13 protein-coding genes are annotated in these 23,448 nt (G+C 64.0%); 6 read left to right on the plus strand and 7 right to left on the minus strand.

From position 1 onward, the window contains the following. Positions 1-289 precede the first annotated feature (289 nt). Positions 290-679, plus strand: coding sequence for a HEPN domain-containing protein (locus OXT71_22710; GenBank protein ID MDE2929210.1), 390 nt, complete (start codon positions 290-292; stop codon positions 677-679). Further along, positions 630-1,022, plus strand: a complete 393-nt coding sequence (locus OXT71_22715) for a nucleotidyltransferase domain-containing protein (protein MDE2929211.1) — start codon at positions 630-632, stop codon at positions 1,020-1,022. The genes OXT71_22710 and OXT71_22715 overlap by 50 nt, the downstream gene beginning before the upstream one ends. 321 nt (positions 1,023-1,343) lie before the next feature. Here the strand turns inward: OXT71_22715 and OXT71_22720 are convergent, their stop codons facing one another. Together OXT71_22720 and OXT71_22725 are read right to left on the minus strand one after the other, a co-directional pair. After that, positions 1,344-6,716, minus strand: a complete 5,373-nt coding sequence (locus OXT71_22720) for a M66 family metalloprotease (GenBank protein MDE2929212.1) — start codon at positions 6,714-6,716, stop codon at positions 1,344-1,346. Between the two features lie 194 nt (positions 6,717-6,910). After that, positions 6,911-7,663, minus strand: a complete 753-nt coding sequence (locus OXT71_22725) for a cysteine hydrolase (protein MDE2929213.1) — start codon at positions 7,661-7,663, stop codon at positions 6,911-6,913. Between the two features lie 196 nt (positions 7,664-7,859). Here OXT71_22725 and OXT71_22730 point away from each other — a divergent pair, with 196 nt between their 5' ends. After that, the gene (locus OXT71_22730; GenBank protein MDE2929214.1) at positions 7,860-8,705 is read left to right on the plus strand and encodes a leucine-rich repeat domain-containing protein; all 846 of its coding nucleotides are present in this window, start codon (positions 7,860-7,862) and stop codon (positions 8,703-8,705) included. A gap of 24 nt (positions 8,706-8,729) precedes the next feature. On the opposite strand, the gene OXT71_22735 is transcribed toward OXT71_22730, so the two are convergent. Both OXT71_22735 and OXT71_22740 read right to left on the minus strand, forming a co-directional pair. Further along, positions 8,730-10,082 carry a DUF1552 domain-containing protein gene (locus OXT71_22735; GenBank protein ID MDE2929215.1) on the minus strand — a complete coding sequence of 451 codons (1,353 nt, stop codon included), beginning with the start codon at positions 10,080-10,082 and terminating at the stop codon, positions 8,730-8,732. Further along, on the minus strand, positions 10,079-12,436 hold the full coding sequence (locus OXT71_22740; GenBank protein ID MDE2929216.1) for a DUF1592 domain-containing protein: 2,358 nt from the start codon (positions 12,434-12,436) through the stop codon (positions 10,079-10,081). Before OXT71_22740 ends, OXT71_22735 begins: the two co-directional genes overlap by 4 nt. Before the next feature lie 192 nt (positions 12,437-12,628). Here OXT71_22740 and OXT71_22745 point away from each other — a divergent pair, with 192 nt between their 5' ends. Then, on the plus strand, positions 12,629-15,382 hold the full coding sequence (locus OXT71_22745) for a hypothetical protein (protein MDE2929217.1): 2,754 nt from the start codon (positions 12,629-12,631) through the stop codon (positions 15,380-15,382). 36 nt (positions 15,383-15,418) lie between these two features. Then, complete coding sequence (locus tag OXT71_22750) at positions 15,419-16,717, plus strand: MFS transporter (protein ID MDE2929218.1); 1,299 nt, start codon at positions 15,419-15,421, stop codon at positions 16,715-16,717. Positions 16,718-16,732: 15 nt separating this feature from the next. On the opposite strand, the gene OXT71_22755 is transcribed toward OXT71_22750, so the two are convergent. The 3 genes from OXT71_22755 to OXT71_22765 form a co-directional block, all read right to left on the minus strand. Further along, complete coding sequence (locus OXT71_22755; GenBank protein ID MDE2929219.1) at positions 16,733-18,646, minus strand: glutamate-cysteine ligase family protein; 1,914 nt, start codon at positions 18,644-18,646, stop codon at positions 16,733-16,735. A 48-nt stretch (positions 18,647-18,694) separates the two neighbouring features. Beyond that, positions 18,695-20,275, minus strand: a complete 1,581-nt coding sequence (locus OXT71_22760; GenBank protein ID MDE2929220.1) for a ThuA domain-containing protein — start codon at positions 20,273-20,275, stop codon at positions 18,695-18,697. Positions 20,276-20,398: 123 nt separating this feature from the next. After that, a complete protein-coding gene (locus tag OXT71_22765; GenBank protein ID MDE2929221.1) occupies positions 20,399-21,733 on the minus strand; it encodes a cytochrome P450 in 1,335 nt (444 codons plus the stop codon). 125 nt (positions 21,734-21,858) lie between these two features. Between OXT71_22765 and pckA the strand changes: the two genes are divergently transcribed. Continuing rightward, a complete protein-coding gene (gene pckA, locus OXT71_22770; GenBank protein ID MDE2929222.1) occupies positions 21,859-23,445 on the plus strand; it encodes a phosphoenolpyruvate carboxykinase (ATP) in 1,587 nt (528 codons plus the stop codon). Positions 23,446-23,448: the final 3 nt, after the last annotated feature.

Raw genomic sequence — 23,448 nt, forward strand, 5'->3', positions numbered from 1 at the left:
AAACCGGGTGGCCGACCTTACTCCACAACCGTATCAACGGGTCCGGGGCTACAGGGCCCAACCACCCCCGCCGGGGCCGCTCATGCGCGGCCCGGGCGGACTTATTTAAACAGACAAGCGGCGACTTTCTTGTCGCCGAAAAGGGGGGGTTAGGGGGGACGGAGTCCCCACTGTACACTTGCCGCGTACCAAATCGCATAGCAGGAAGTCCCGCGTTACAATGTGGAAATCAGGCCAGCCGATGGAGGATTCCGCGGCTTTGGCCGGAGAGTCCTCACCGGAGCCGAGCATGACTCAACGATGGAGAGACTGGCTCGCACAGTCGGAACACGATTTTGAGCAGGCCGTTGCCTCGCAACGGGACGGTCGACACGACTGGGCGTGCTTTGCGGCACACCAAGCGGGTGAGAAAGCGGTCAAGGCGCTCCACTTGGCCCAGGACCAGGAAGCCTGGGGTCACGTCATCTCGAGACTGTTGAGCCAACTTTCTCCTGCGCCGCCCGCCGACTTGATCGACCAGGCACGGATCCTGGACAACTACTACGTCCCGGCCCGGTATCCGAACGGACACGTGGAAGGCCCGGCCTTCGAACACTACGGATCACTCCAAAGCTCACAAGCAGTTTCCCATGCCCGTAACCTCCTCGACTTCGTCCATAAAACGCTGGCCGGCGGCTGATACCGTTCTGCGTTCAGTAGAGGCATGGGCCAACGCCCAGACCGAAGTCCGGCCTGGTCTTGCCGCCCTTGGCTACTTCGGGTCCTACGCACGGAACGAGGCAGGGTTCGGAAGCGACATCGATCTCATCGCAATCGTGGAGCACAGCGAGGCTTCATATCTGGAACGGGCAAGCGACTGGCCCTACGAACGTTTGCCGGTCCCCGCCGACCTTCTGGTCTATACCGTCGAGGAATGGACCCTGCTAATTCACCGTGGAGACCGATTCGCCAGGGTGCTGACGAACGAGGTCGTTTGGGTAGTTGGTGGTCCCCCTGAATCCGAACCGGCGATGCAACGATAAGCACAGCTTCAGATTTGGAACTACGGACACGATCACAAGAATCTGGAGACGACGCCGGCAAGCGGGTGCGGGCCCGTTTCTCGCCCGTTCGCAGCCAGCGGACGATGTCCCCGGTCTGCATCACGTAACCCCAGGCCCGGCTGTCCCGCCCCGAATTCCACGGCTCGTGGGTGACTTCCAAGGCCAAGGCGGGAGGCGGGAAGCTCATCTACCACGGCATCCACAATCTGGACGTTCTGCAATACCTCACCGGAGACAGAATCGACCGAATCTCGCCCCTCCCGGGCGGCACGCGCACCAAAGCGGAGAGTGGGTGGTCAGCTATTGTGTCCAGTCTTCCGGATCCGGGATTCCGCGGCTGGTCCACCTCTCCAACCCCGGTTCCAACGAAAGCGCCGACACGGTCGCGTCCAGGTTTGAGGGGGCGGCCTCCGCACCGCGCAGGATGGCCCGAATCTGGCCGTTCCCCGGATTGCGCAGAAGGGTGACCGGCCGGTCGGTGTCCGGATCCAACGTGACTGAGCCACCGGGTCCGGACAGGGTGATGCCGGCCAATCGATGGGCCCATCCGGGGTGCACGGGCAGGACGAAGGCAAAGGAGGAACTGCCGTCTCCGTCGGCTACTTCCGGCATTCGGAACTGGAGCGAGAACAACTCGTCCCCGTCAGTGGTCTGTCCGATGATCTCGTACTCCCCGGTCGAGCGTGGCAGCAAGGCCGGGGCCCGGACCACGAACGCCGGTTCCAGGAACGGTGCGCCTCCGGCATCTACGCCACCCCACAAGAGGAGGGACATCCCCGGGGCGGCGACCAGGGACGACCGGCCACGGCTGGGGGAGGTGAACAACTGGCGCCGGAGGGCGTTCGTGAAATGGTAATCGCTGATCCAACGGGAGCTGCAGTAGGACATCAGATCGGGTTGAGTTGGCGGCACCAGTCGGCCCCCTTCACGGAAATCGTACCCCCAGGCGCCGATGGACCCATCGGTTTTTGGAAACGAACGGTCCGGGTTGCCGGCACCCCCGCACGGCGCGTGGGAAAGACGCAGGTTGTGCCCGAGTTCGTGCGCCATCGTAGCTCCTTGAGGTATCGCGACACTGACCTTTCCGCTCGAATCAGCTATTCCGGACGGACCCGTCACCGGCCCTGACATCAGCCCCAAGTAGTAGCCGCCAGCGCCCTCCATGGCCCGGATCGCTTGGGACTGAATCATCAACGAAAAGGTGTTGTTGCTGGAACTCAGCACCGGTTCGTGGGCCTTCACGTCGAGTTCGCCGATCGGCAGCAGCACGCGCGTGTCCCAGAGCATTTCGTGGCCCTCGGGGTCTGCGGCCATGCCTTCCACCATCTCCAAGATCGACCTGTCCTGAGCCGGGCGCCAGAGAAACGGAATCAGCGTGAGATCGAAAGTGGGCATCGCCCGCACGTCGACCGCCGACCGGCCGGTCTCCGGAATCCGCTTCGTCAGACCCGCCCCGGATCCCAGAGTTCTCTCAGGGTCGATCTCGATGACCATCTCCAGGCCCGGCTGCACGATCTCTCCCGGAACTTCGCCGTGGGCCGAGGACAAGAGCGATCCCTCGTCGACTTCCGCCGGAACCGGAGTGGAGGTCCCCGGGATGTCCGCAACGTGTCTCTCCCGGCCTCGGACGTAGAATCGGGCCCGGACCGGAGGCAGCCGTTCGTACCCGTCAGACGCCGTCAGGAACACCCGCAGCAGGGCCTCTTCGCCGGCAACGAGTGGAACCGGAAACTCCCGTGACTGGACGGCCTGGGTCAGAATCGCCCTCGGCAGGCTGTGGAGAAAGCAGGGTCTGATCCGCCATTTCCATATCCGATCCAGCCAGTGTTGAAATCTGTCGCCGGAAGGGACACAAAGACCTGTCCCTCCGGCCTGTAGCTCCCGAAGATCATCGAGTTCCGTCAGGCGGTCCGGGAGTGCTCCGGACAACCCGGTGTTCCTGGTCAGGGACAGAATGAACAGTTTTTCCATCCCGCCCCATTGCGGCGGGATCGGCCCCGTCAACTGATTGTCATTGAGGCGCAGGATCGACAACTTGGAGAGTGCGCCCAGTTCTCGCGGGATCGGTCCCGTCAGCCGGTTCCCGTCGAGTTCCAGTATCCCCAGCCGGGAGAGGCGTCCGAGTTCCGTCGGGACCGGTCCCGTCAACCGGTTATTGCTGAGGTAAAGCCTTGTCAGATTGGACAGGCGACCCAACTCCGGCGGGATCGGCCCCGTCAACCGGTTCAGACTGAGGGACAACCTCGTCAGATTGGACAGGCCGCCCAACTCCGGTGGAACCGGTCCCGTCAACTGGTTCCCGGAGAGGGACATGTCGGTCAGATTGGACAGGCCGCCCAACTCTGGTGGAACCGGTCCCGTCAACTGGTTCCCGGAGAGGGACACCTCCGTCAGATCGGACAGGCCGCCCAACTCCGGCGGAACCGGTCCCGCCAGTCGGTTCCCAGAAAGGTCCAGGTCCGTCAGATTGGAGAGGCTGCCCAACTCCGCCGGGACCCGTCCCGTCAGTTGATTCCTGGTGAGGTCCAGCCCCACTACGCGCCCTTGTCCATCGACAACGACACCAAACCATTCCCCCAAGGGACTGTCCGTCAGCCAGTTATTGCTTTGCATCCAGTTCGGCCCACCGGTCGCGTCGTAGAGCGCCGCCAGGATTTCCCGGTCCGTCAGCGGCATGCACTTCCGGCCTGTGCCGTCGTGTGACGGAATGGCGTTCAGCCAGACCTGGAACGACTCGTCCACCGGTGCGCACAGTTCGGTGTCCCCGTAGCGGAACTCCCGCAGCGAAAGGCGCGCCAGGGAAAGCGGCAACCGTCCGGAGAGTGGATTGCCGTCGATCCGCAAGCCGGTGAGATGCTCCAATTCTCCCAAGCGTCCCGGGACCTGACCGGAAAGTCCGTTGCGACTCAGGTCGAGTCCCGTTACCCATCCCAGGGAGTCGGTGCTGACCCCGTGCCATTCGCTCGCCGCGCCGTCCCCGAGCCAGCCTCCCGAGTTCGTCCACTCCGCACCGCCGGTGGCGCGGTACAGAAATTTGAGCACGGCCACGTCGGACTCATTGCAGTACGATCCATTGTATTGTTCCATCCCCCGCAGCCATCTGACGAAACCGGTCGTGCCGGGGGCGCAGATACCCGTATTTGCATTGTCGAGAAAATCAAAATAGTCGAGTTCCAGATTCAGAAAGCTAGGCGGAATCGGCCCTGTCAACTGGTTGTTCCGAAGGTACATCCTCGTCAGATTGGACAGGCCGCCCAATTCCGCCGGGAGCGATCCCGTCAACCGGTTATTAAATAGGTACAGCTCCCTCAGATTGGACAGGCCGCTCAATTCCGGCGGGATCGGCCCGGTCAACTGGTTGTCATTAAGGTTCAGCCACATCAGATTGGACAGGCGACCCAATTCCGGCGGGATCGGCCCGGTCAATTGGTTGTTACCAAGGTACAGGCTCGTCAGATTGGACAGGTGGCCCAGCTCCGGCGGGATCGGCCCGGTCAACTGGTTCTCAAAGAGGAACAGCCTCGTCAGATTGGACAGCTGGCCCAACTCCGGCGGGATCGGCCCGGTCAACTGGTTCCCAAAGAGGTACAGCCACTTCAGATTGGACAGCTGGCCCAACTCCGGCGGGATCGGCCCCGTCAGTTGGTTGCTCCTGAGATCCAGGACTCTCAACTGGGAGAGCGCGCCCAGTTCCGGCGGGATCTTTCCGGTCAATCCGATCCCTGTTGTTTGAGATCTTCCGTCTTCATCGACCGTCGAGACAACCATCCGCAGTTCGATCACCCGCCCCCGGCTATCGACCTCGACCCCGTACCAATCCGCCAGCGGGGCGCCGGTCCCCCAGTTGTCGCTTCGTGTCCAACCCGATCCGCCCAGCGCATCGAACAGCGCTCCCAGCGCCGCCCGCTCGGAAACGGCCACCGTCACCGTGACCGACGCCGAGGCCGTCTGTCCGTCCGCTCCCGTCACCATGATGCGGTAGGTCGTCGTGGCGTTCGGCGTCACCTTCAGCGTGCCCGAAGTCGGCACCTCGCCGACGTCCGGGGTGATCTCCGCGCTCTCCCCACTCGTGGAAGACCACGTCAACGTCGTGCTCCCGCCCCGATCGATCGATGTGGGAGAGGCCGAGATCGTCACCGTCGGCGGGGGAGCATTCCCGCCGTCGATCCCGCTCCCGTCCAGGATTCGGATCGCCGGCACTGCCGAGAGCGACGAGGTTCTCTTCCCGAACCGCAAGCCCAGCGGGGCGAACCCGGATTCATCCCCGGTTCTCAGAAACAGGAGGCCGCGAAAATCGGCCAGAGATTCCGCATCCACTCCGGGGACGTCGAGCCATTCCGGGAGCGTCTGCGCCGATTGATGAAAATCTCTCCATGGGACGTACACTCCGTCCAACGGATCGTTCCCCTCCTCGTCGCGAAATCTCAACTCGATCCCGGACCCCGCCTCCGGTTTGAAGAGGGCCAGTCCCGCCCCCAGGGTCCCCGATTCCTCCACGAACAGCGCGAATTCCTTCCCCAACCCGACGGGCTCGACACCGACTTCGATCCCTGATCGGGCGTCCCGGTAGGTCAACAGTCCACTGACGGCAGCCGCATCGGTCCGGACTTGGATCCAACCCCGCCGGATCGCCCCGGAGCCGGCGCTTCTCAAGACTCGACTGCCCAGTGAGGGGATTTCCAGCGTCAAATCAGAATCGAACAGATCCGCGACCGGCGAGCCAGCCGCGTCGTAGACTTCCACCCGGGCTTCGGCCTCGGCGTCCGGGTCGAAGTTGCTGAGGGCCAACTGCACCGACCATCCCTCTCCATCCACGTAGTCGGGGAAGAGCAGATCCGTTTCCTGAGGTTCTTCACGTTGGGTCCGGATTGCCGGCACCGCCGAGAGCGACGAGGTCCGTTTCCCGAACCGCAGCCCCACCGGGGCGAAGGGAGATTCCTCTTCGGTCTCCAGGAACAGGAGACCCCGAAAGTCCCCCAGGAATCCCGGATCGTCTCCTTGCACTGTGAACCATTCCGGAAGCGTGTTCGCGACCTGGTGGAAATCTCCCCTGGAAACGAACCCTCCCTCCAACGGGTCGTTCCCCGCCTCGTCCCGGATGCGAAGCTCGAGGCGGGACGAGTCGTCAGGCTTGAAAACGGCGACTCCGGCGCCGACACTCGGCGAGTCCTCCACGAACAGCGCGAATTGAGATCCCAACTCGACGGGTTTCACGCCGACTTCGACCCCCGATCGGGCGTCCCGGTAGGTCAACAGTCCACTCACTGAGGGGGAATCGGTCCCGACTTGGATCCAACCCCGCCGAATGGCCCCTGAGCCGGCACTCTTCCAGACCCGACTGCCCAGGGACGGGATCTCAAACGTCAATTCCGAGCCGAACAGATCCCGCACTGCCTGGCCGTTCGGGTCGTAGACTTCAATCCGGACTTCGGCTGCGGCGTCCGGGTCGACGTTGCTGAGGACCACCTGTACCGACCATCCGCCCCCGTCCACGTAATCCGGGAAATACAGAACCGTCTCCCCCGGCTGCTGCGCCGGTCGGGCGATCGGGTCGTCCGCCGGCCCGCGAACATCCTCTGACAGTGGGCCACCCGTTTGCGCCGACGACAGGACGAAAAACAGCCACCAGGCAACAACTGGGCTCAAACCGGGACGTAGCAGGAGATGGATCAAGAAGACTCCCCCGTCGACCGGCACGACAGAAGAATGGTGTGATCAGGGTGCGCCCCAACACATCCCATGTGAGTTGGAGAATACCACCCGGACCCCCTTGGAGACGAATACCGACAACCACTTGCCGTTGGAGAATCCACTGTCCCCTCGAAGGGTGATCCGCACGGAAGACGTACACGGGAAGGATGGTTTGGTCACGCCGGCAAGCGGGTGCGGGTCGGCTTCTCTCCGGTTCGCAGCCAGTGGATGATGTCCTCCGTCTGCATGACGTAGCCCCAGACCCGGCCGAAGAGGATCTGCACCGCCTCGGCGCTGCCGGCGTCGAATCCGGCGCAGGCGTCGGCGGCCATGATGACGTGGAATCCCCGGTCCGCGGCGTCGATGGCCGTGGCCAGAACGCACTGGTCCGTCGCCAGGCCGGTCAGGACCAGCGTCTGGACCTTCATGTTGCGCAGGAGCAGATCCATGGGAGAGCTGTGGAAGGCGCTGCTGGTGTTCTTGTCCAGCACCAGCTCTCCCCGGCGGGGCGCCACTTCGTCCAGGATCTCATGTCCCGAGTCGCCGCGGACCGCCATATGTCCCGACGATCCGTCTCCCGCAGAGTGCGCCACCTCCTCGCGTCCCCGCCGCCGGACGATGAGATCGGGGCCGCCCGGTAGAAAGGCGCCGTGGCGCGTGTAGACCACCGGCCGGCCGAGTTCCCTGAAGACGGCGAGCAGCCTCCGAATGTTGGCCACCATCCGCTCCGCTTGAATCGAGAAATCCCGGAAGACCGGACTGCCTCCGGCTCGTACGGTGTGAGCCAGATCGCCTTCGCTGTCCAAAGCGTAGTGCTGAACGTCGATCACGCCCAGGGCGCACGACTTCCGGCGAATGGGGAGTTCGAAACCGAACCCCGCCTGAGGCCAGTCCCGATCGTCGACGAGTGTGATCTTCTTTCCAGCCAAGAGCGCCTCCGGAGGGGATTTCTTATACCAGACGCGGCCCAGCCGTTGAAGGAACGGATTCGACGCTGATTCCGGCATGAGACCGGCCGGTGTCGAAACTGGCGACGAAGCCCTCCTGAAGGTCTGCTACAATCCCCCGCAGTTGGGCCGTCCCCGTGAGACTCGGTGGACTCGGCCTGAAAGGAGGTCTTTGGCGATGGGACGTCACTTTTTCGTCAGCCTGAGTGCTGCGCTGCTGGTGGGCCTTTCGGCTCTGGCGCCCACTGCGGCGCAGGAGAGCGTATTTCCGGACAAGAACCTGGAGGCGGCGGTCCGGACCCAGGTGTTCGAGAAGCGGAACACCGAGGAGCCTCTGAGCAAGGAGGACGCGACCAAGGTCTACGTCCTGAAAGCCAAGGGCAAGGAGATCAAGGATCTCACCGGCCTCGAATTCTGCATCAATCTGGGCGAGGTCGACCTCTCCGACAACCAGATCATCGACATCGGTCCCGTCAAGGCGCTGGAGAACCTGCAGTCCCTGGATCTCTCCGGCAACCGGATCACCGACCTCTCCCCGCTGGCCGAACTCACCAAGCTTCAATATCTGGGCTTGTCACAGAACCAGATCTCCGACGTGGCGCCCCTGGCCAAGCTGGTCAACCTCAACGCCCTCTACCTGGCCGGCAACCAGATTGCCGACATCACGTCCCTGAAGGATCTCCAGAAGGTGTGGTCCCTCTATCTGGGTGGAAATCCCCTCCGGAACATGGGTGTCCTGGGCGGTTTGCGCTGGGTCTCCACCTTGGATCTGCGCGGGTGCGGCATCAGCGACGTCTCGCCGCTCAAGGGCCTGAAGGAATTGAGCATGCTCTTCCTGGAGGACAACAAGATCGCCGACCTCGGCCCCTTGGTGGAGATGGTTCGGGAAGATGCCGAAGGCGAGAAGAGCTTCGCCCCGTTCCTGCGCCTTTACCTGAAGGGGAACCCTCTCAGCGACTCCGCCAAAGACCAGCAGCTGACCGCTTTGCAGAAGTGGGGCGTCCGGATCAATCCGGACAACTGACTCCGGATCGGCGAGTCTGACGCGTCAGAGTTCGGTCAGCTCCCCCAACCTTCCATTGCTGTCCCCCAGAGACTCGGGTTGGAGTCCGACCCGGTCCAGTATGGAGAGGTAGAGGTTGGTCATGGGAGTCTCGTCGGCGTAACGAAGGTGCCGGCCCGGATGCAGCTTGCCGTTCCCGTGCCCGGCCACCAGCACCGGCAGATCGTTATGCGTGTGCGCGTTGCCGTCGGACAGGCCGCTTCCGTAGACGATGATGGAGTGGTCCAGCAGTGAGCCGTCGCCGTCCGGCGTGGAGCGGAGCCGGTCCACGAAGTAGGCGAACTGCTCGATGTGATACTGGTTGATCCTGGTGATGTCCCGGATCTTGTCCTCATTCCCCTGGTGGTGGGTCAAGCCGTGGTGGGCGCCGGTGACTCCGATTTCCCGGTAGGTTCGATTGCTTCCCTCCATGCCGTACATGAACGTGATGATGCGGGTCATGTCGGTCTGGAAGGCCAGCACCTGCAGGTCGTACATCAACCGGACGTGCTCGGCATAGTCGATGGGGATCCCCGCCGGCCGGTCCAGACTGGGCGGGGCCACCTGAACCTCGTTCTCGGCCCGCTCGATTCTCTTCTCGATCTCACGGACGGCGTGCAGGTACTCGTCCAGCTTTCTCCGATCCGTGGGCCCCAGGTGGCTCTTCAACTGCTGGGTGTCTTCCCGCACGAAATCCAGGATGCTCCTGCGGTAGCGGCGCTGCTTGGCCTGGTAGGCGGGATCCGTGTTCCGGTCCGCGGCGCCAAAGAGCCGTTCGAAGACCAGCCGCGGGTTCACCTCGGGAGGCAGGGGGCTGGTCTCGCCGCGCCAGGCGATGCTGTTGCTGTAGGCGCAACTGTAGCCGCTGTCGCAGTTCCCGGCCATGCGGCCGTGTTCGACTCCCAGTTCCAGAGAGGGGAACCGGGTCCGGTCACCGATGGCTTGAGCCGCCACCTGGTCCACCGAGATGCCGTTCTTGATGTCCGCACCCTTGGTCTTCTTGGGATGGACTCCCGTGAGGTACGAGGCCGCCGCCCGGGCATGGTCGCCGGGTCCGTCGCCCAAGGCCCGGCCGTTGTTCTGAGTCAGGCCCGAGAGCAGCATCCAGTCCTGGCGGGTCGAGGCCAGAGGTTTCAGGATCTCCGGAATCTCGAACCGGGCCCCCTCGGCCGCCGGCGTCCAGCCATCCATGATGATGCCGTTGGGCACGTAGGCGAAGCTGAGACGGCAGGGGGCAGCCACCAGATCACTGCCCCGGCTGGCGAACGCCGGCGCCATGGCGTCTAGCATGGGCAGCGCGACGGCGGTTCCCAATCCGCGCAGAAAGGTCCTTCGGTGCAAATGTTTCCCGGTGATCATCTTTCTTCCTCTCCCCGCCTCATCCGGAACGGCATGCTGTTGGCGATTTCCAACACCAGACGGGACAATCGGTAGTAGTCCTGCTCCAACCCCAGGAGGATCTTGTCGACGGCGGGCCGGTCGTACTCTTCCAGTCCCCGTCCTAGGGCGTAGGTTAGCATCTTCTCGGTCAGACAGCGAGCGAAGTCCTTCCGGTCCTCCAACAGAATAGCGCGAAGCTCCGACGGGTTGGTGAAGGACCGTCCCCCCGGGAGCGTTCCGGCCGAGTCGATGGGAAACTTCCCCTGGCGGGTTCGCCAGGCGCCCACCGGGTCGTAGTTTTCCAGTCCGAACCCCAGGGCGTCCATCTTGATGTGGCAGGAGGCGCATCCGGGGTTGGAGCGGTGCTGCTCCAACTGTTCCCGCAACGTTGCCTCGAATCCCACCTTCTCCGCCTCCAGCTCGGGAATCCCGGGAGGAGGGTCGGGCGGCGGCGTCCCCAGGATGTTCTCCAGCAGCCACTTCCCGCGGAGCACCGGCGAGGTTCGGGTGGGGTAGGAAGAGAGCGTGAGAATGCTCGCCTGGGTCAGGACCCCGGCACGTTGGAGGCCGTCGAGCTCGACCCGCCGGAAGTGGTCGCCCGCGATGCCTTCGACCCCGTAGTGGCGCGCCAGGCGCTGGTTGAGAAAGCTGAACCTGGCATCCAGGAACTCGAGAATGCTCAGGTTCTCGTTCAGGACCGTTTCGAAGAAGAGTTCCGTCTCCCGCCTCATGGAGGCGCGCAAGGGGGCATCGAAGTCGGGGAAAAGGTCCGGGTCGGGACGGACCTCGTCGAGGTTGCGGAGCTCCAGCCATTGCCCGGCGAAATTTTCAGCCAGCGCCCGAGCCTTGGGATCGGCCAGCATGCGGCGCACCTGAGCCTCCAGGACCGCCGCGTCGGCCAGTTCCGAGCTGTCGGCCAGGCGGAACAGCTCGTCGTCGGGCATGCTGCTCCAGAGGAAATAGGAGAGCCGGGCCGCCAGTTCGTGGGAGTCGATCTCGTGGGCCAGATCAGGATCGGTGGGATCGGGGTCCCGCTCGATCCGGAACAGGAAGTGGGGGGAGACCAGGACTGCCCGAACCGCCACCCGCATCGCCTCGGCGAAGGAATCGCCCTCCTTGCAGGCCATCTCCACCAGCCGCAGGACCGAATCGACTTCGCCCTCCCGCAACGGTCGCCGGTAGGCCCGGCGCAGCAATCGTTCCAAGATCCGGCGGGCGCAATCGGGCTGGAACCCGCCGTCCGCGTCGCCGCAGGTCATGAGCCTGCGGTGGCTCTCGGTCACGGGAAGCGGCCGCGCCTTCAGGGGGCCCAGGAGCAGGAAATTGTCCACGAAAAGTTTCCGCTCTCCCTTGTAGGAGTTGTCCCGGTCCACGGGCTCGGGGATGTTCTCCATGCCGTCGGACAGGAAGTGGGCGTACAGTTCCAGCTTTCGCGCGCCGGCGTCCAGGGTGACGTCGAAGGTCCCCCGCTCGTAGACGTTCGGTTCCACTTCGAAGGTCTTCATCCGGTTGCCGTCGAAGGAGACCGCCATGATGCCGTTCGCCGGCATGGGCGGAGGCGGCTCATCCTTCTTGGGCCGGTAGCGGCGGTCCACGACCCGGACCCGGAGCTCGTATTCGCCTGCGGCCGGAAATTCGTGATCGATCCGGTAGTCCCCGGCCGGGAAGAATCCCTCCATCTCCGCCTCCCGGGGCGCCAGGTATTTCACCAGGGTCGCCTCCACCGGCGGCCGGGCCACGATGGCCGCTTCGGCGATCCGCTCCGCCGCCGCCATGTACTTCTCCATCAGGATGGGAGGCAGCGAGAGGACGTCTCCGATGTTGTCGAAGCCGTAACCCGAGTCGTCCGCCGGAAAGTCGGCCGCGGGTTTCAGATCGACGCCCAACAGATCGCGGATGGTGTTGTCGTATTCCGCCCGGTTCAGGCGCCGGGCCGTGACGCGCCCCGGGTCGGGCCGTCGATTACCGGGAGCATCGGCCGAGTCCCCGACAAGGCTTCGAATCCACGCCAGCACCGCCTCGACGGCCTTGGGCTCGGGCCGGTCCTGGCCGGGAGGCGGCATCTCTCCGCGGACCAGCTTCTCCCGAACCTGCTTCCAGAGGGCCGGCTTCTGCGGACCCGTACCGGACTCGGGAAAGGCGTCCAACTCTAATCCGCCCGTCTTCATTTGGCGGTTGTGACAACCGACGCAGTTTTGGTTCAAGAAGGGCAGGACCGAATCCCGAAAGGCGTCGCCGTCGCCGGTTTTGGCCCGCGCCGCCGCTTCCAGCGGCGCCATTCCCTGGAAGACCAGAACCAACGACAGGAATAGGGAAAGCAGAGGCCGACTCATGGAAACTCCCGGAAATATAACCCAAGTCCCGGACGGAGGAAAAGCCGGCGGCCGGCCTGCTGTGGACGGACCCAAAAGGTATCTCCTTCACTCACTGAGGTTTGGGGCAACCGAATCCCGTCCCCGAACGGTCTCTGGTACGATCCTTCCGGCACCGAGCGTCAGATCAATACTCTTCAGGAGAGCCCAACGATGGTGCTTACCGATTCCCATCATCCTGCAACCGGGCACGGGAAACGCAATACGGCAAAACCGGCCGGCCGGACCTGGTTGCTCGCCTCTGTGTTTTCAATGCTTCTGCTGGCGGATTCCCTGCCGGCGGTGGTGACCCTGAAAGTCGGGGGCAGCGGAGGCGCCGTTCCCTTCCCTCACTCCAACGGACGGCAGATCGGGCGGAACCAGGCGGGGCTCTGGTTCGCCGCCTACGACGGCAAGTCCTCGGGCGGCAGGACCATCTATCTGGCCGTCTCCAAGAGCGGTGACCCCGAGTTTGCCGGCGATTTTCACTCGCCCGTACCGCTGGCGGGAGGGTCCCCGCAGAATCGGATCACAGGCGCTGGAGGCGAGGCCAGCGCGGTGAGCTTCGTCCTCGACGGAGACGACGTGCTGCACTTGATCTGGCAGGGCACCGGTCCGGACGCCATCTGGTACAGCCGGTGCGACGTCTCGGGAGCCGGCGCGCCCGGCAAGATCCAGGACGGCGGCAACTGGGCGCCGGCCCGGCGGGTCGACGACGCGGCGAAGGAACCTCGAATGGGGGACCTGGCCATCGACGAATCGGGGCGGCTCTGGATTGCCTACAGCCAGGCGTCGCCGGCCGGGGACGGCCACTCGCGCCTGCAGGACGGCGGAGTCGCGTACGACCGCCACAACGGACGCAAGGAGTCGGACGAGATCTGGATGGCCACCCCGTCGGACCGGGGTTGGACCCGCAAGGTCCTGACCCTTCCGGGAGCCTTCCGCGCCCCGGTGATGGACCTGGACCCCGGCGGCACTCTCCACATGGCGTTCTCCCGGGACGACTCCTGGCTCCTCTACTATCTCCAGATCCCCGATCTGGCCAGATCGTTCGCCGAGGACCGGGACCTGACCCAAATCCTGCCTCACGGCCCCTGGAGCGGGACCGGCTTCGTCAACTACAGCGTGGTCGGGTGGGGCGAACGGGCGCTGGTGGTCTTCGAGAAGTCGGAGCACATCATTCTCTATTGCTATTTCGACGGCCGGGACTGGACCCGGAAGCCGTTGCACTACGGCCGGGACAAGTTCCACCGTCCCCAACTGGCCCGCGACGAACACGGCGTTGCCTGGGTCTTCTGGTCCAATTCGACGCGCGGCCACACCTTTTATTCGCGTTGGCTGGGAACCCGGTTCAGCGCTCCTTACGAAAGCCGGACCCTGGCCGGGGACCCGCTGCTTCACAAAGAGGCCACCAACATTCATACCAACGAGTTGTCCGCGGGACCCGCCCTGAGCGACTTTCACACGGTCCAGAAGCAGATGTCGCCGGGCTCCGGGAGCCTGGGCATGACCCTGGCCGCCACCGACGCCACCGGTGGGGGGATCTTCTTCGATCGCATGGCGGTCCCGGATCTCAAAGTGGAACCGGACCGCAAGGTGCTCTTCCTGGACATGTTGGAGGTGGGCGCCGCCGATAACGTGGCCGAGAGCCTCCATCCCATGAAGAAGCATCCGGCCAATCCGGTGCTGAGAACCGGACCTCCGGGCAGCTTCGACGATCTCCGGGCCCACGCCTACGGCGAAGTCCTCTACGACGAGGGCCGCTTCCGGATGTGGTATTCGGGCCTCTCCCAGGACTACGCGGCCAACCAGCGGTCTCCTCACTACGTCGGCTACGCCGAGAGCCGGGACGGGGTGAAATGGGTCAAACCCAATCTGAACCAGGTGGAATACAAGGGGTCCAAGGCCAACAACATCATGGACATGGGCGGGGAAGGCAACAGCGCCTACATGCCCATGGTGATCAAGGACGACCGGGAGACCAATCCGGAACGCCGCTACAAGGCCATCGTGGCCACGCGGGGCAATCCCCTCCTCTATTCTTCCGACGGCATTCACTGGACCCACGGAGGGCGCGTCCGGATGTCGTTCGGCGACCGGCGCAACTTCTTCTACGACACCCTGGAGAAGCATCCGGAGCGGCGATGGAAGGTGTACTCCCATTGCGCGCGAGAGACCTACCGCTGGGTCCGGATGACCTGCGTCTACTGGAGCTCCGACCTGCTGGAGTGGACCAGCGATCCCAGGAACCCCAACATGTTCCCCCGGGCCGGCCTGGAGGCGGAGCAGCACCTGACCTCGGTCTGGCTGGACGCCGGCATGTATCCCGGCATGTTCGACCTCTGGGGCCCCGATCACCGGATGCCCCAACAGCTCATCGTCAGCCGGGACGGACTCAATTTCGTCCATGTCTTCGACGGACAGCCGGTGATCGAACTGGGCCCGGAGGGGGATTGGGACGCCGGCTGGGTTTCGCCCGTGAACGTCCCCTTGGAAGTCGACGGCGAATCCTGGATCTACTACTCCGGCAGCGCGACCACCATCGGTTGGTTCCACGATTGGATCCAAACCCCCATGCATACCGGCCTGGCCACCATCCGGCGGGACGGGTTCGTCAGCCTGTCGGTGGCGGAAGGATCCGGATCCGGCTCCTGGACCACGATTCCACTGAAGCCCACGGGGGCCCCTCTCGAGTTGGAGCTGAATACAACTGGACTCGACCGAGGCCGGGGCCTGATTCAGGTGGAACTATTGCAGGGAGACCGGATCGTGACCCGGAGCAACGCCGTGACCGGCGACGGCCTGGCGGTCCCGGTCTACTGGCCCTATGGAGGCAACCAGCTCAATCTCCCCACGGGAGGAGACCCGCTTCGGCTCCGCTTTCGGCTGAAGGGTCACGCCCGGCTCTACAGCGTCTCCTTCAGGTGATTCCGTGGAGCCGTGTCCCGCCCGGACGCCGGTGTGATGCGATTTACCATCTCGGCTGAGGCCCGCACGCGCATTCTCACCATGTTCGCCCTGGTGTTTGCCGGGGAGATGATCTACAGCCTGCCGTTTCACCTGATGCGGTTTTTCCGTCCGACGGTGCTTGAGGTCTTCGACTTTTCCAACGCCGATCTGGGCGACGTATTCGCGCCCTACGGCATCACCGCCATGCTTTCGTACTTCCCGGGAGGGATTCTTGCCGATCGCTTTTCGGCCCGGAAGATGATGTGCGCCTCTCTCCTGTTCACAGCCGCGGGCGGCTTCTATCTCATGACCCTGCCGGGCTTTCTGGGAATGTCCGTCCTGTATGCGTTCTGGGGGGTGTCCAGCGTTTTTCTCTTCTGGTGCGCGCTGATCCGCACGACCCGGGTATGGGGCGGACAACTGGCTCAAGGCCGTGGGTTCGGCCTCCTGGACGGCGGCCGCGGACTGCTCGCGGCCCTGTTCGCCAGCGCCGGCGTCCTCTTGTTCAGCCTCCGGATCGGAGCCGATCCGACGCTCGCCGACCCGGCCGAACGCGCGGCCGCTCTGCAGTCGGTCATCCTGTTCTACACCGTCTTGACTCTGGCGGCGGCCGCCGCGGTGTGGTGGCTCATACCCGAGACGCCCACATCCGCCCGAAAACGCCGGCGGCAGACCTGGTCCAACGTCCGGAAAGTCCTGCGAATACGCGCGGTGTGGCTGCAGGCCGTCATCGTGATCTGCGCCTACTGCGGCTTCAAGGGACTCGACAACTATTCCCTCTACTACTACGAAGTGCTGGGGATGAACGAAACCGACGCCGCCGGCTTCGCCGCCACGACGGGCTACCTCCGTCCCGGCGGCGCCATCCTCGCCGGAATCGTGGGTGACCGTTTCGGGATCGCCTGGACGACCACGGTGCTGTTCGCCTCTCTCGGCGCGTGCTGGGGAGTTCTGGCCTTCCTGGGGATGAGTCCGGAACTGGTGGTGATCCTGTATGCGAACCTGATCGTGACGGTCTTCGCCGTGTACGCTCTACGCGGGCTCTACTTCGCCCTGTTGGAGCAGACCCAAGTTCCGGGCGCGGTGACCGGGACGGCCATCGGAGTGATCTCCCTGGTGGGCTTTACGCCGGACATCTTCTACAACATGATCGCCGGCCGGCTGCTGGACGCGACACCCGGCATCGGCGGGCATCAGCACACCTTTCTCCTGCTGTCGGGGCTGGCGACCGTGGGACTCATTGCCGCCGCCATGCTGCACCACAACTTCGGACGCACGACCGGACGGAGCCCTTCGGCGAACACCCCCCGGTAGCCGAGGCGGTCCGGATCAATCCGGGCCGTGGCCACCGGCCCGCAACTCCTGCTCCAGCACGTGTCCGGCGATCTCCAGGAAGTCCCGGTAGGTGACGATGCCCACCAGCCGATCGTCCTGAACCACCGGCAGGCACCCGATCTTCGCTCGCCGCATGATGGCGATGGCTTCCTCCGTCAACGTCTCCGGAGTCACGGTGATGGGATCCGGCTTCATGATCCGGCGGACCGGCTCCACCTTTCGTTGTCCGGCGCCCTGGCGAATGAAAAAACTGAAGATGGCGCGATAGGAGACCAGGCCGACCAGCCGGTTCCGTTCATCTTCCACCGGGATGTGCCGCACGCGCTCCCAGTCCATGATGTTGGCCGCCAGGTCGATGGGATCCTCCGGCTGGACGGTGAATACCTCCGTGGTCATGTATTGCTCGATCCGCTTGTAGTGGGCCCGCCAGTCGCCGCCCTCGTCCGGTTCGGCCAAAGGCCACGAATGGACGGGCTTCCCTCGCGTCTGGCGCCGGTAGGTCGCCGCCGTCAGAGCCACGAGATTTTCTCCCCGGCGCCGGTCGCCTCCCATCCCGGAGTACGACCGCAGCAGCCAATTCGCTCCCGTCTGCCCGTTCTCCACCCGTTTCTCGATGACGTCCAGATAACGCTTGATGTCCCCGGCGCGGATTCCGCGGTGCCGGAGACCCTCCCGAGCCATGGGCAGGAGCCTCTCGCGAATCAGGTCGGGAACGGATCTGGATTCTCCATCCAGCCAGCCCAGCTGCGCGTTCAGGCCTGAACGCGCGGCCGACTGGAAGTTGGATTTGACCTCCGCGAAGGTGATCCGGGTGGTGACGTCCTCGTGCTCCTGGGCCAGGCCGGTGACCAGCCCGCAGAAGAAAGCGGCATTGGCCACCTCGTCCACCACCGAGGGACCGGATGGAAGGACCCGATTCTCGATGCGCAAATGGGCGCGGCCCTCGTGAACTCCGTAACAGGGCCGATTCCAACGGTAGACGGTGCCGTTGAACGTGCCGAGCGCCTTGAGCCGGGGAAGCCGGTCGTGGGACAGCGCCTCGAAGGGGTCCTCCGTGCTCTCCATGTTCATCAGGGCCCGGAAACGGGTCACGTCCTCCTGGAAGATGTCCAATACCGAGTCCCGGACCCAGCGGTCTCCGAAACCGACGCGAGGTCTTGAACTCCGCGGATAGGCGGAAGGCCTCCGCGTGTCTACGGAGAGTTGGAAGAGAGCGATTCGGGTTTCCTGCCACAGTCTCTTGCTCAACAGGAGGGGGGAGTTGACGGCGGCCGCCAGCACGGGGGCTGTCGCCAACTGGGCGATGTTGTAGTACCGCGGAAACTGATCCGGAGGAACTTGGAGGTGCACCTGGAAGCTGGTGTTGCAGGCCTCCAGCATGATGGTCTTGACCTTGACCATCAATTCGTCGATTCCCCGGATGCGCAGCGAATGAGTCTCGCCGCGCAGCTTGGTGATCGCCTCCGAGAGAGCGCGGTAACGCGGTTGCGGACTCATGTTCCGAGTCGTGAGTTGCGACAGGGTCAGGGTGGGCAGGATGCCCGCCAGCAGGATCCGCGCCCCGTGAGCTCGGGCCAGCGCGGCCAGCTCCTCGATCGACTGGTTGAGTTGGCGCTCCAGCTCTTCCAGGCACCCGCCCCGGAATTCCAGGGGATCGACGTTGATCTCCAGATTGAATCGCCCCAACTCGGGGGTGACGTGGGGATCCCGGTTGTTCTCCAGAATTTGAGGACCCACTGGCGCCGGCTGCCACAAGTCATCCACCAGGAAGAGTTCCTGCTCGATGCCGACCCTCCGAGGGGACGATTCGATCTTGCCCTGCTCGAGCATCAGGCGAAGGGCACGAAGGTCATCGAGGACAGCGTCCATGAAGCTGTGCTGATCCAAATGGCGCACCAACTCGTCCATCCTTGTTTCTTGAGTCCGTCGCTTGGGAAGAGTGAAGCCGCCTCCGAATCAGTCGCTGGATCCGGAAAAAAAGTCGACATTCCTGCTCACGAATTCCGGCGACCAGATGCGAATCCGGGAAACCTTTCCGGTGTCGTCGAACGAGCCCACGCCGATCCACCCTTGCGCGAACGTCTTGTCCCGGGCGCTCATGATGGGCTTGGACATGTCATTGACGAACACCTGAATGGAGCCGCTCTCCAGGTCGCGCCGGATCCGGACCTGATGCCAATCCCGTTCGCCCCAGTCGTGTCCGGCGGTGGTCGTCGTGGAGACCTTCACCCTTGCCCGGCCGTTGACCCGGAAGATGTTGTGGGCGTGGTCATCGGTCCGGGAAGCGATGTGGGCGTAGTAGAAGTGGGCCGGGTCCTGGAAACCGAAAAAGAAGCAGAGATCGCGGTGACCGTATTCCCGTCCCGTCTGCCGGACCCGCAAGTCCGCCACGAAACTGCCGAACTGCTGACCGCCGATCAGGGCGATGTTCAGGGGGGAGCGGTGCGGGGGTTCGTACCGGCTCTTTTGAAAATGCTCCAGCGCCGGCTCGTCCTGGCTCCCGCCGGAGTAGCGCCACGCCGCAGGATCGGAGAAGGCGAAGTCCCGGAGCGCCTCTTTACTCCCCATCGTCTGGTAGTACAACAGCCGGTGTCCCGCCGGCACTTCGGGCCCGGGCGCCGGCGTCAGGTCGACCATCACGACCTCCTTCGTGGTGGGAAACCGATCAGGCACGGGAAGGGTGACTCGGTCCCTGGCCAGCCACTCGACGCTGCGGGTGAAAATCGTCTGGAAGCCGACGCAGTGCAGTGAGTTCCGGTGCTCCTGACCGGGCCAGTGATGCCCCATGAGATTGGTGACGACCCGGCCCTTGCCGTAGGGAATCACCCAGACCAGGGGCTCGTGCTGGCCGGACCCGGCCTGCCTCGGGTCCGAATAGGCGGACGCCAGCACCGTCATGTCCAGGGCGGGTCCCCGCTGGCCGTGGTACAGCTCGTCGGTGGCGTGCATCCAGCGGGCCGGAATTCCCTTCATGATGGGATGCTCCGGCTTTCGGACCCGGACCAGGTAGGAATGCCGCCGGCCGTGTCCGGCGCCGATACCGGCGCCCTGAGCGATACGCAGGAGCCGGCCGCTGCCGTCGTCGACGGCGATGGCGTCGCCGAAGTTCCGGTCCCGCCAGCCCAGGCCGATCATGCGGTTGTACTCGTCCCATTCGGGAAAGGGGTTGTTGGCGGCGTGGACGATGGCCAGGCCCCCTCCGGAATCGACGTACTCTTCCAACGCTTCCTGCACCGCCTTGGGCCAGGGCTGGCCGTTGTAGTTGCTGACGACCACGTCGAACGCTCCGAACTCAGGCCGCCATTCCTTCCAAGCGGCGGGCCCGGCGTCCTTGGTTGGACTCGTGGAAGTGACCACCTGGAAAAGGCCGGCGCGTTCCAGGGCGCCGCGGAGCGACTCGCTGGTCTCCACCCAGTTGTGATTGTTCTGCCCGTCGACCAGGAGAACGCGGATCTTCCCTTCCCCACGGAGTTCCCCGCCCGGAAAGAGCAAAAAGAGGCAAATCAGGCACAGGCAGCGGGTCCAGGTCCGAATCATGGTGGGTCGTACCTCCTGTTCTCAGGCCGGCGACCGGCCGGGAATCTGACTTCGAAGGAAATTGTATGGAGACGCGGCAGGCCCGACAAGTACCGGCACGTTAGGCTTTAAGCGACTGGCAGATCAGTCCGCCGCTCGGATCACCCGAACGCCGCCGGACGGCGCAAATGTAATGCCCCGCCGCACCACCCGAACCGTGTGGCGAGGGTCCAATCGCAGGGTCACGCGCGACAACACGCGAGCCAGTACGATCTTCATCTCATAGCTGGCGAACGCCGCGCCGAGACAATGGCGCACGCCTCCGCCAAACGGGAAAAACGTATACGGATCGACCCGGCGCCCCAGGAACCGGTCGGGGTTGAACGCCTCCGGTTCCGGCCACAACTCGGGTTGGCGGTGGGTGAGGTAGATGCACGGCAACACGATACTGCCGGCCGGCAATTCATGGTTTCCGATGCGCATGTCCATTCCAAGATAGCGGGCGGCGATGGGCAAGACCGGATTGAGGCGAGCCGTCTCCTTGATGACGGAGTCCAGATAGCCGAGTCCGGCGACCTGCTCCCCAATTGGCCTGGACGCCTGCCGTCCCTCCCCGGTCACCGAATCCACTTCGGCCCGGGCCTTGGCCAGTACCTGCGGGTTCTGCAACAAGCGGTAGATCACCCACGCCAGTGACGTGGCCGTCGTTTCGTGCCCGGCCACCAGCATGGTGATGATTTCGTCCCGGATTTCCTCGTCGCTCATGGGTCGGCCATGCTCGTCGCGCGCGGCGACCAGCATGGCCAGGATGTCGGCCCGCTTCTTCCGTTGTGACTTTTTGCAGCGGGCGATCTGGTCATACAGCAGCCGGTCGATGCGACGGAGCAGGGGGTCGCGACGCCGGATGTAGCGGTGTTGTGTAAGACCGATCCATGTCTCGAGCGGCCCCGCGATGAAGTTCAACCAGCGGATCAGCCGCGTGCGCAGGTCCGACAGCAGTGGACCCTCATCCACTCCGAAAACGGCGCGCAGAATGATTTCCAGGGTGATTTGCTGCATACGCGAATGAACTGGGAACGACCTTTCCAGCGGCCAGGATTCGATCGATTGATCGGTAATCCCGGTCATCAGTTCGCCGTACAACCGCATTCGTTCGCCGTGGAACGGCGGCATCAACAACTTGCGTTCCCGTTTGTGCCGAGCGCCGTCGAGCAGCAATATCGAGTTGGGGCCCAGGATGTGCTCCAAGCTCACCCTGTTGGCCTGTCCGGCCCGCAGGTGTTCGGGGTCGCCGGAAAAGATTTGCCTGATGGCTGCGGGATCGCTGAAAAAGACTACCGGCGGAGTTCCGACCAGGCGAAGGGTGAAGGCGTCGCCGTAGGTTTCGGCACATGCCCGCAGAAGCGGAACGGGGCGGAAGATCCATCGGAACATCTGGAAGAAGCGCGGGGCTCGCGGTCCAGGCGGCAACTCGGGCATACGGTCAGTCTAACGATTTCCCCAAGGCACTGTTCCTGCACGATGGGGTTCTTCGGTATTCTGGATTTGAATGTGCGATCCGCGAGAAACAGCCCAATCCGGGAGGAGTCTCAATGAAACCGCCAATGGACCACTACGTCGATCTGAGCGATCACGACATCCAAGTCCGGAGAGTCCTGCGCAACATCGCACCGGCGCAACTCTACGAGGAAGCCCTGAAATACGATCGCGGTTCCGCGATCGCCGATTCGGGGGCTTTGATCATCTCCTCGGGCGCCAAGACGGGGCGCAGCCCGGGCGACAAGCGGGTCGCCGTTCATCCCGATTCGAAAGACCAGATCTGGTGGGGTTCCATCAACGTGCCGCTCCAGGAGAACAACTTCCTCATCAACCTGGAGCGGGCCGTCGACTACCTCAACACCCGTGAGCGGCTATACGTCACTGACGGTTACGCCGGATGGGATCCCCGCTACCGCCTCAAGATCCGGGTCATCTGCACTCGCGCCTACCATGCCCTGTTCATGTACAACATGATGATCCGGCCCTCGGAGGAGGAGTTGGAAGATTTCGGCGAACCCGATTTCATGATCTACAACGCCGGCCACTTTCCGGCCAATCGCCACACCGCGGAGATGACCTCCAAGACCAGCATCGATCTGAGCTTCGAACGCCGGGAGATGGTGATCCTGGGAACCGAGTACGCCGGAGAGATGAAGAAGGGCGTCTTCACCGTCATGCACTATTTGATGCCCAACGCGGGGCAACTCTCCATGCATTGCTCCGCCAACACCTCCGCCGAACTGGGCAACGTGGCCCTCTTCTTCGGTCTCTCCGGAACCGGCAAGACGACGCTGTCGGCCGACCCCAACCGCCGGCTCGTCGGCGACGACGAGCACGTCTGGAGCGACCGGGGCGTCTTCAACATCGAGGGGGGCTGTTACGCCAAGTGCATCGGCCTCACCGAGGAGAACGAACCGGAGATTTACCGGGCCATCCGCTACGGCACGGTCCTGGAGAACGTGGTCTACGATACGGACCGCCGGCAGGTCCACTACGACGACGGTTCCATCACCGAGAACACGCGCGCGGCCTATCCCATCGAGTTCATTCCCAACGCGGTGATCCCGTGCCAGGTCGGACATCCGCAAAACGTCATCTTCCTGACCTGTGACGCTTTCGGCGTGCTTCCCCCCGTCAGCCGCCTGACTCCGGACCAGGCCATGTACCACTTCATCAGCGGCTATACGGCCAAGGTGGCCGGGACCGAGGTCGGGGTCACCGAACCCAGCGCCACCTTCTCGGCCTGTTTCGGAGCCGCGTTTCTGGCGTTGCACCCCAGCCGGTATGCCGAACTCATGGGCGAGCGGATCCGGCGCCACCAGGCCCGGGTCTGGCTGGTCAACACCGGTTGGTCGGGAGGTCCCTACGGCGTCGGGAGCCGTTTCTCTCTTCCCCATACTCGCGCCATCATCGACGGGATCCACGACGGCAGTCTGGACCAGGCGCCGGCAGTGCGGGACCGGCACTTCGGCTTCGACATGGTCACCGAATGTCCGGGGGTTCCCCGCGAGCTGATGGTGCCGGAGCGAACCTGGTCGGACCGTGGCGCCTACCGCACCAAGGCCCGGGAGCTGGCCGCACTCTTCAAGGCCAACTTCAAGACCTTCGAGCAGGGGACCTCGGCCGGCATCCGGCAAGCGGGTCCGGCGTAGGAG

The organism is Acidobacteriota bacterium, from assembly GCA_028874215.1.
Taxonomy (GTDB): domain Bacteria; phylum Acidobacteriota; class UBA6911; order RPQK01; family JAJDTT01; genus JAJDTT01.

Bases quoted from the DNA above. Each gene is read 5' to 3' on its own strand.
- OXT71_22710 (MDE2929210.1), top strand. From the start codon at position 290: ATGACTCAACGATGGAGAGACTGGCTCGCACAGTCGGAACACGATTTT.
- OXT71_22715 (MDE2929211.1), top strand. From the start codon at position 630: ATGCCCGTAACCTCCTCGACTTCGTCCATAAAACGCTGGCCGGCGGCT.
- OXT71_22730 (MDE2929214.1), top strand. From the start codon at position 7,860: ATGGGACGTCACTTTTTCGTCAGCCTGAGTGCTGCGCTGCTGGTGGGC.
- OXT71_22735 (MDE2929215.1), bottom strand. From the start codon at position 10,082: ATGATCACCGGGAAACATTTGCACCGAAGGACCTTTCTGCGCGGATTG.
- OXT71_22740 (MDE2929216.1), bottom strand. From the start codon at position 12,436: ATGAGTCGGCCTCTGCTTTCCCTATTCCTGTCGTTGGTTCTGGTCTTC.
- OXT71_22745 (MDE2929217.1), top strand. From the start codon at position 12,629: ATGGTGCTTACCGATTCCCATCATCCTGCAACCGGGCACGGGAAACGC.
- OXT71_22750 (MDE2929218.1), top strand. From the start codon at position 15,419: ATGCGATTTACCATCTCGGCTGAGGCCCGCACGCGCATTCTCACCATG.
- OXT71_22755 (MDE2929219.1), bottom strand. From the start codon at position 18,646: ATGGACGAGTTGGTGCGCCATTTGGATCAGCACAGCTTCATGGACGCT.
- OXT71_22760 (MDE2929220.1), bottom strand. From the start codon at position 20,275: ATGATTCGGACCTGGACCCGCTGCCTGTGCCTGATTTGCCTCTTTTTG.
- OXT71_22765 (MDE2929221.1), bottom strand. From the start codon at position 21,733: ATGCCCGAGTTGCCGCCTGGACCGCGAGCCCCGCGCTTCTTCCAGATG.
- pckA (MDE2929222.1), top strand. From the start codon at position 21,859: ATGGACCACTACGTCGATCTGAGCGATCACGACATCCAAGTCCGGAGA.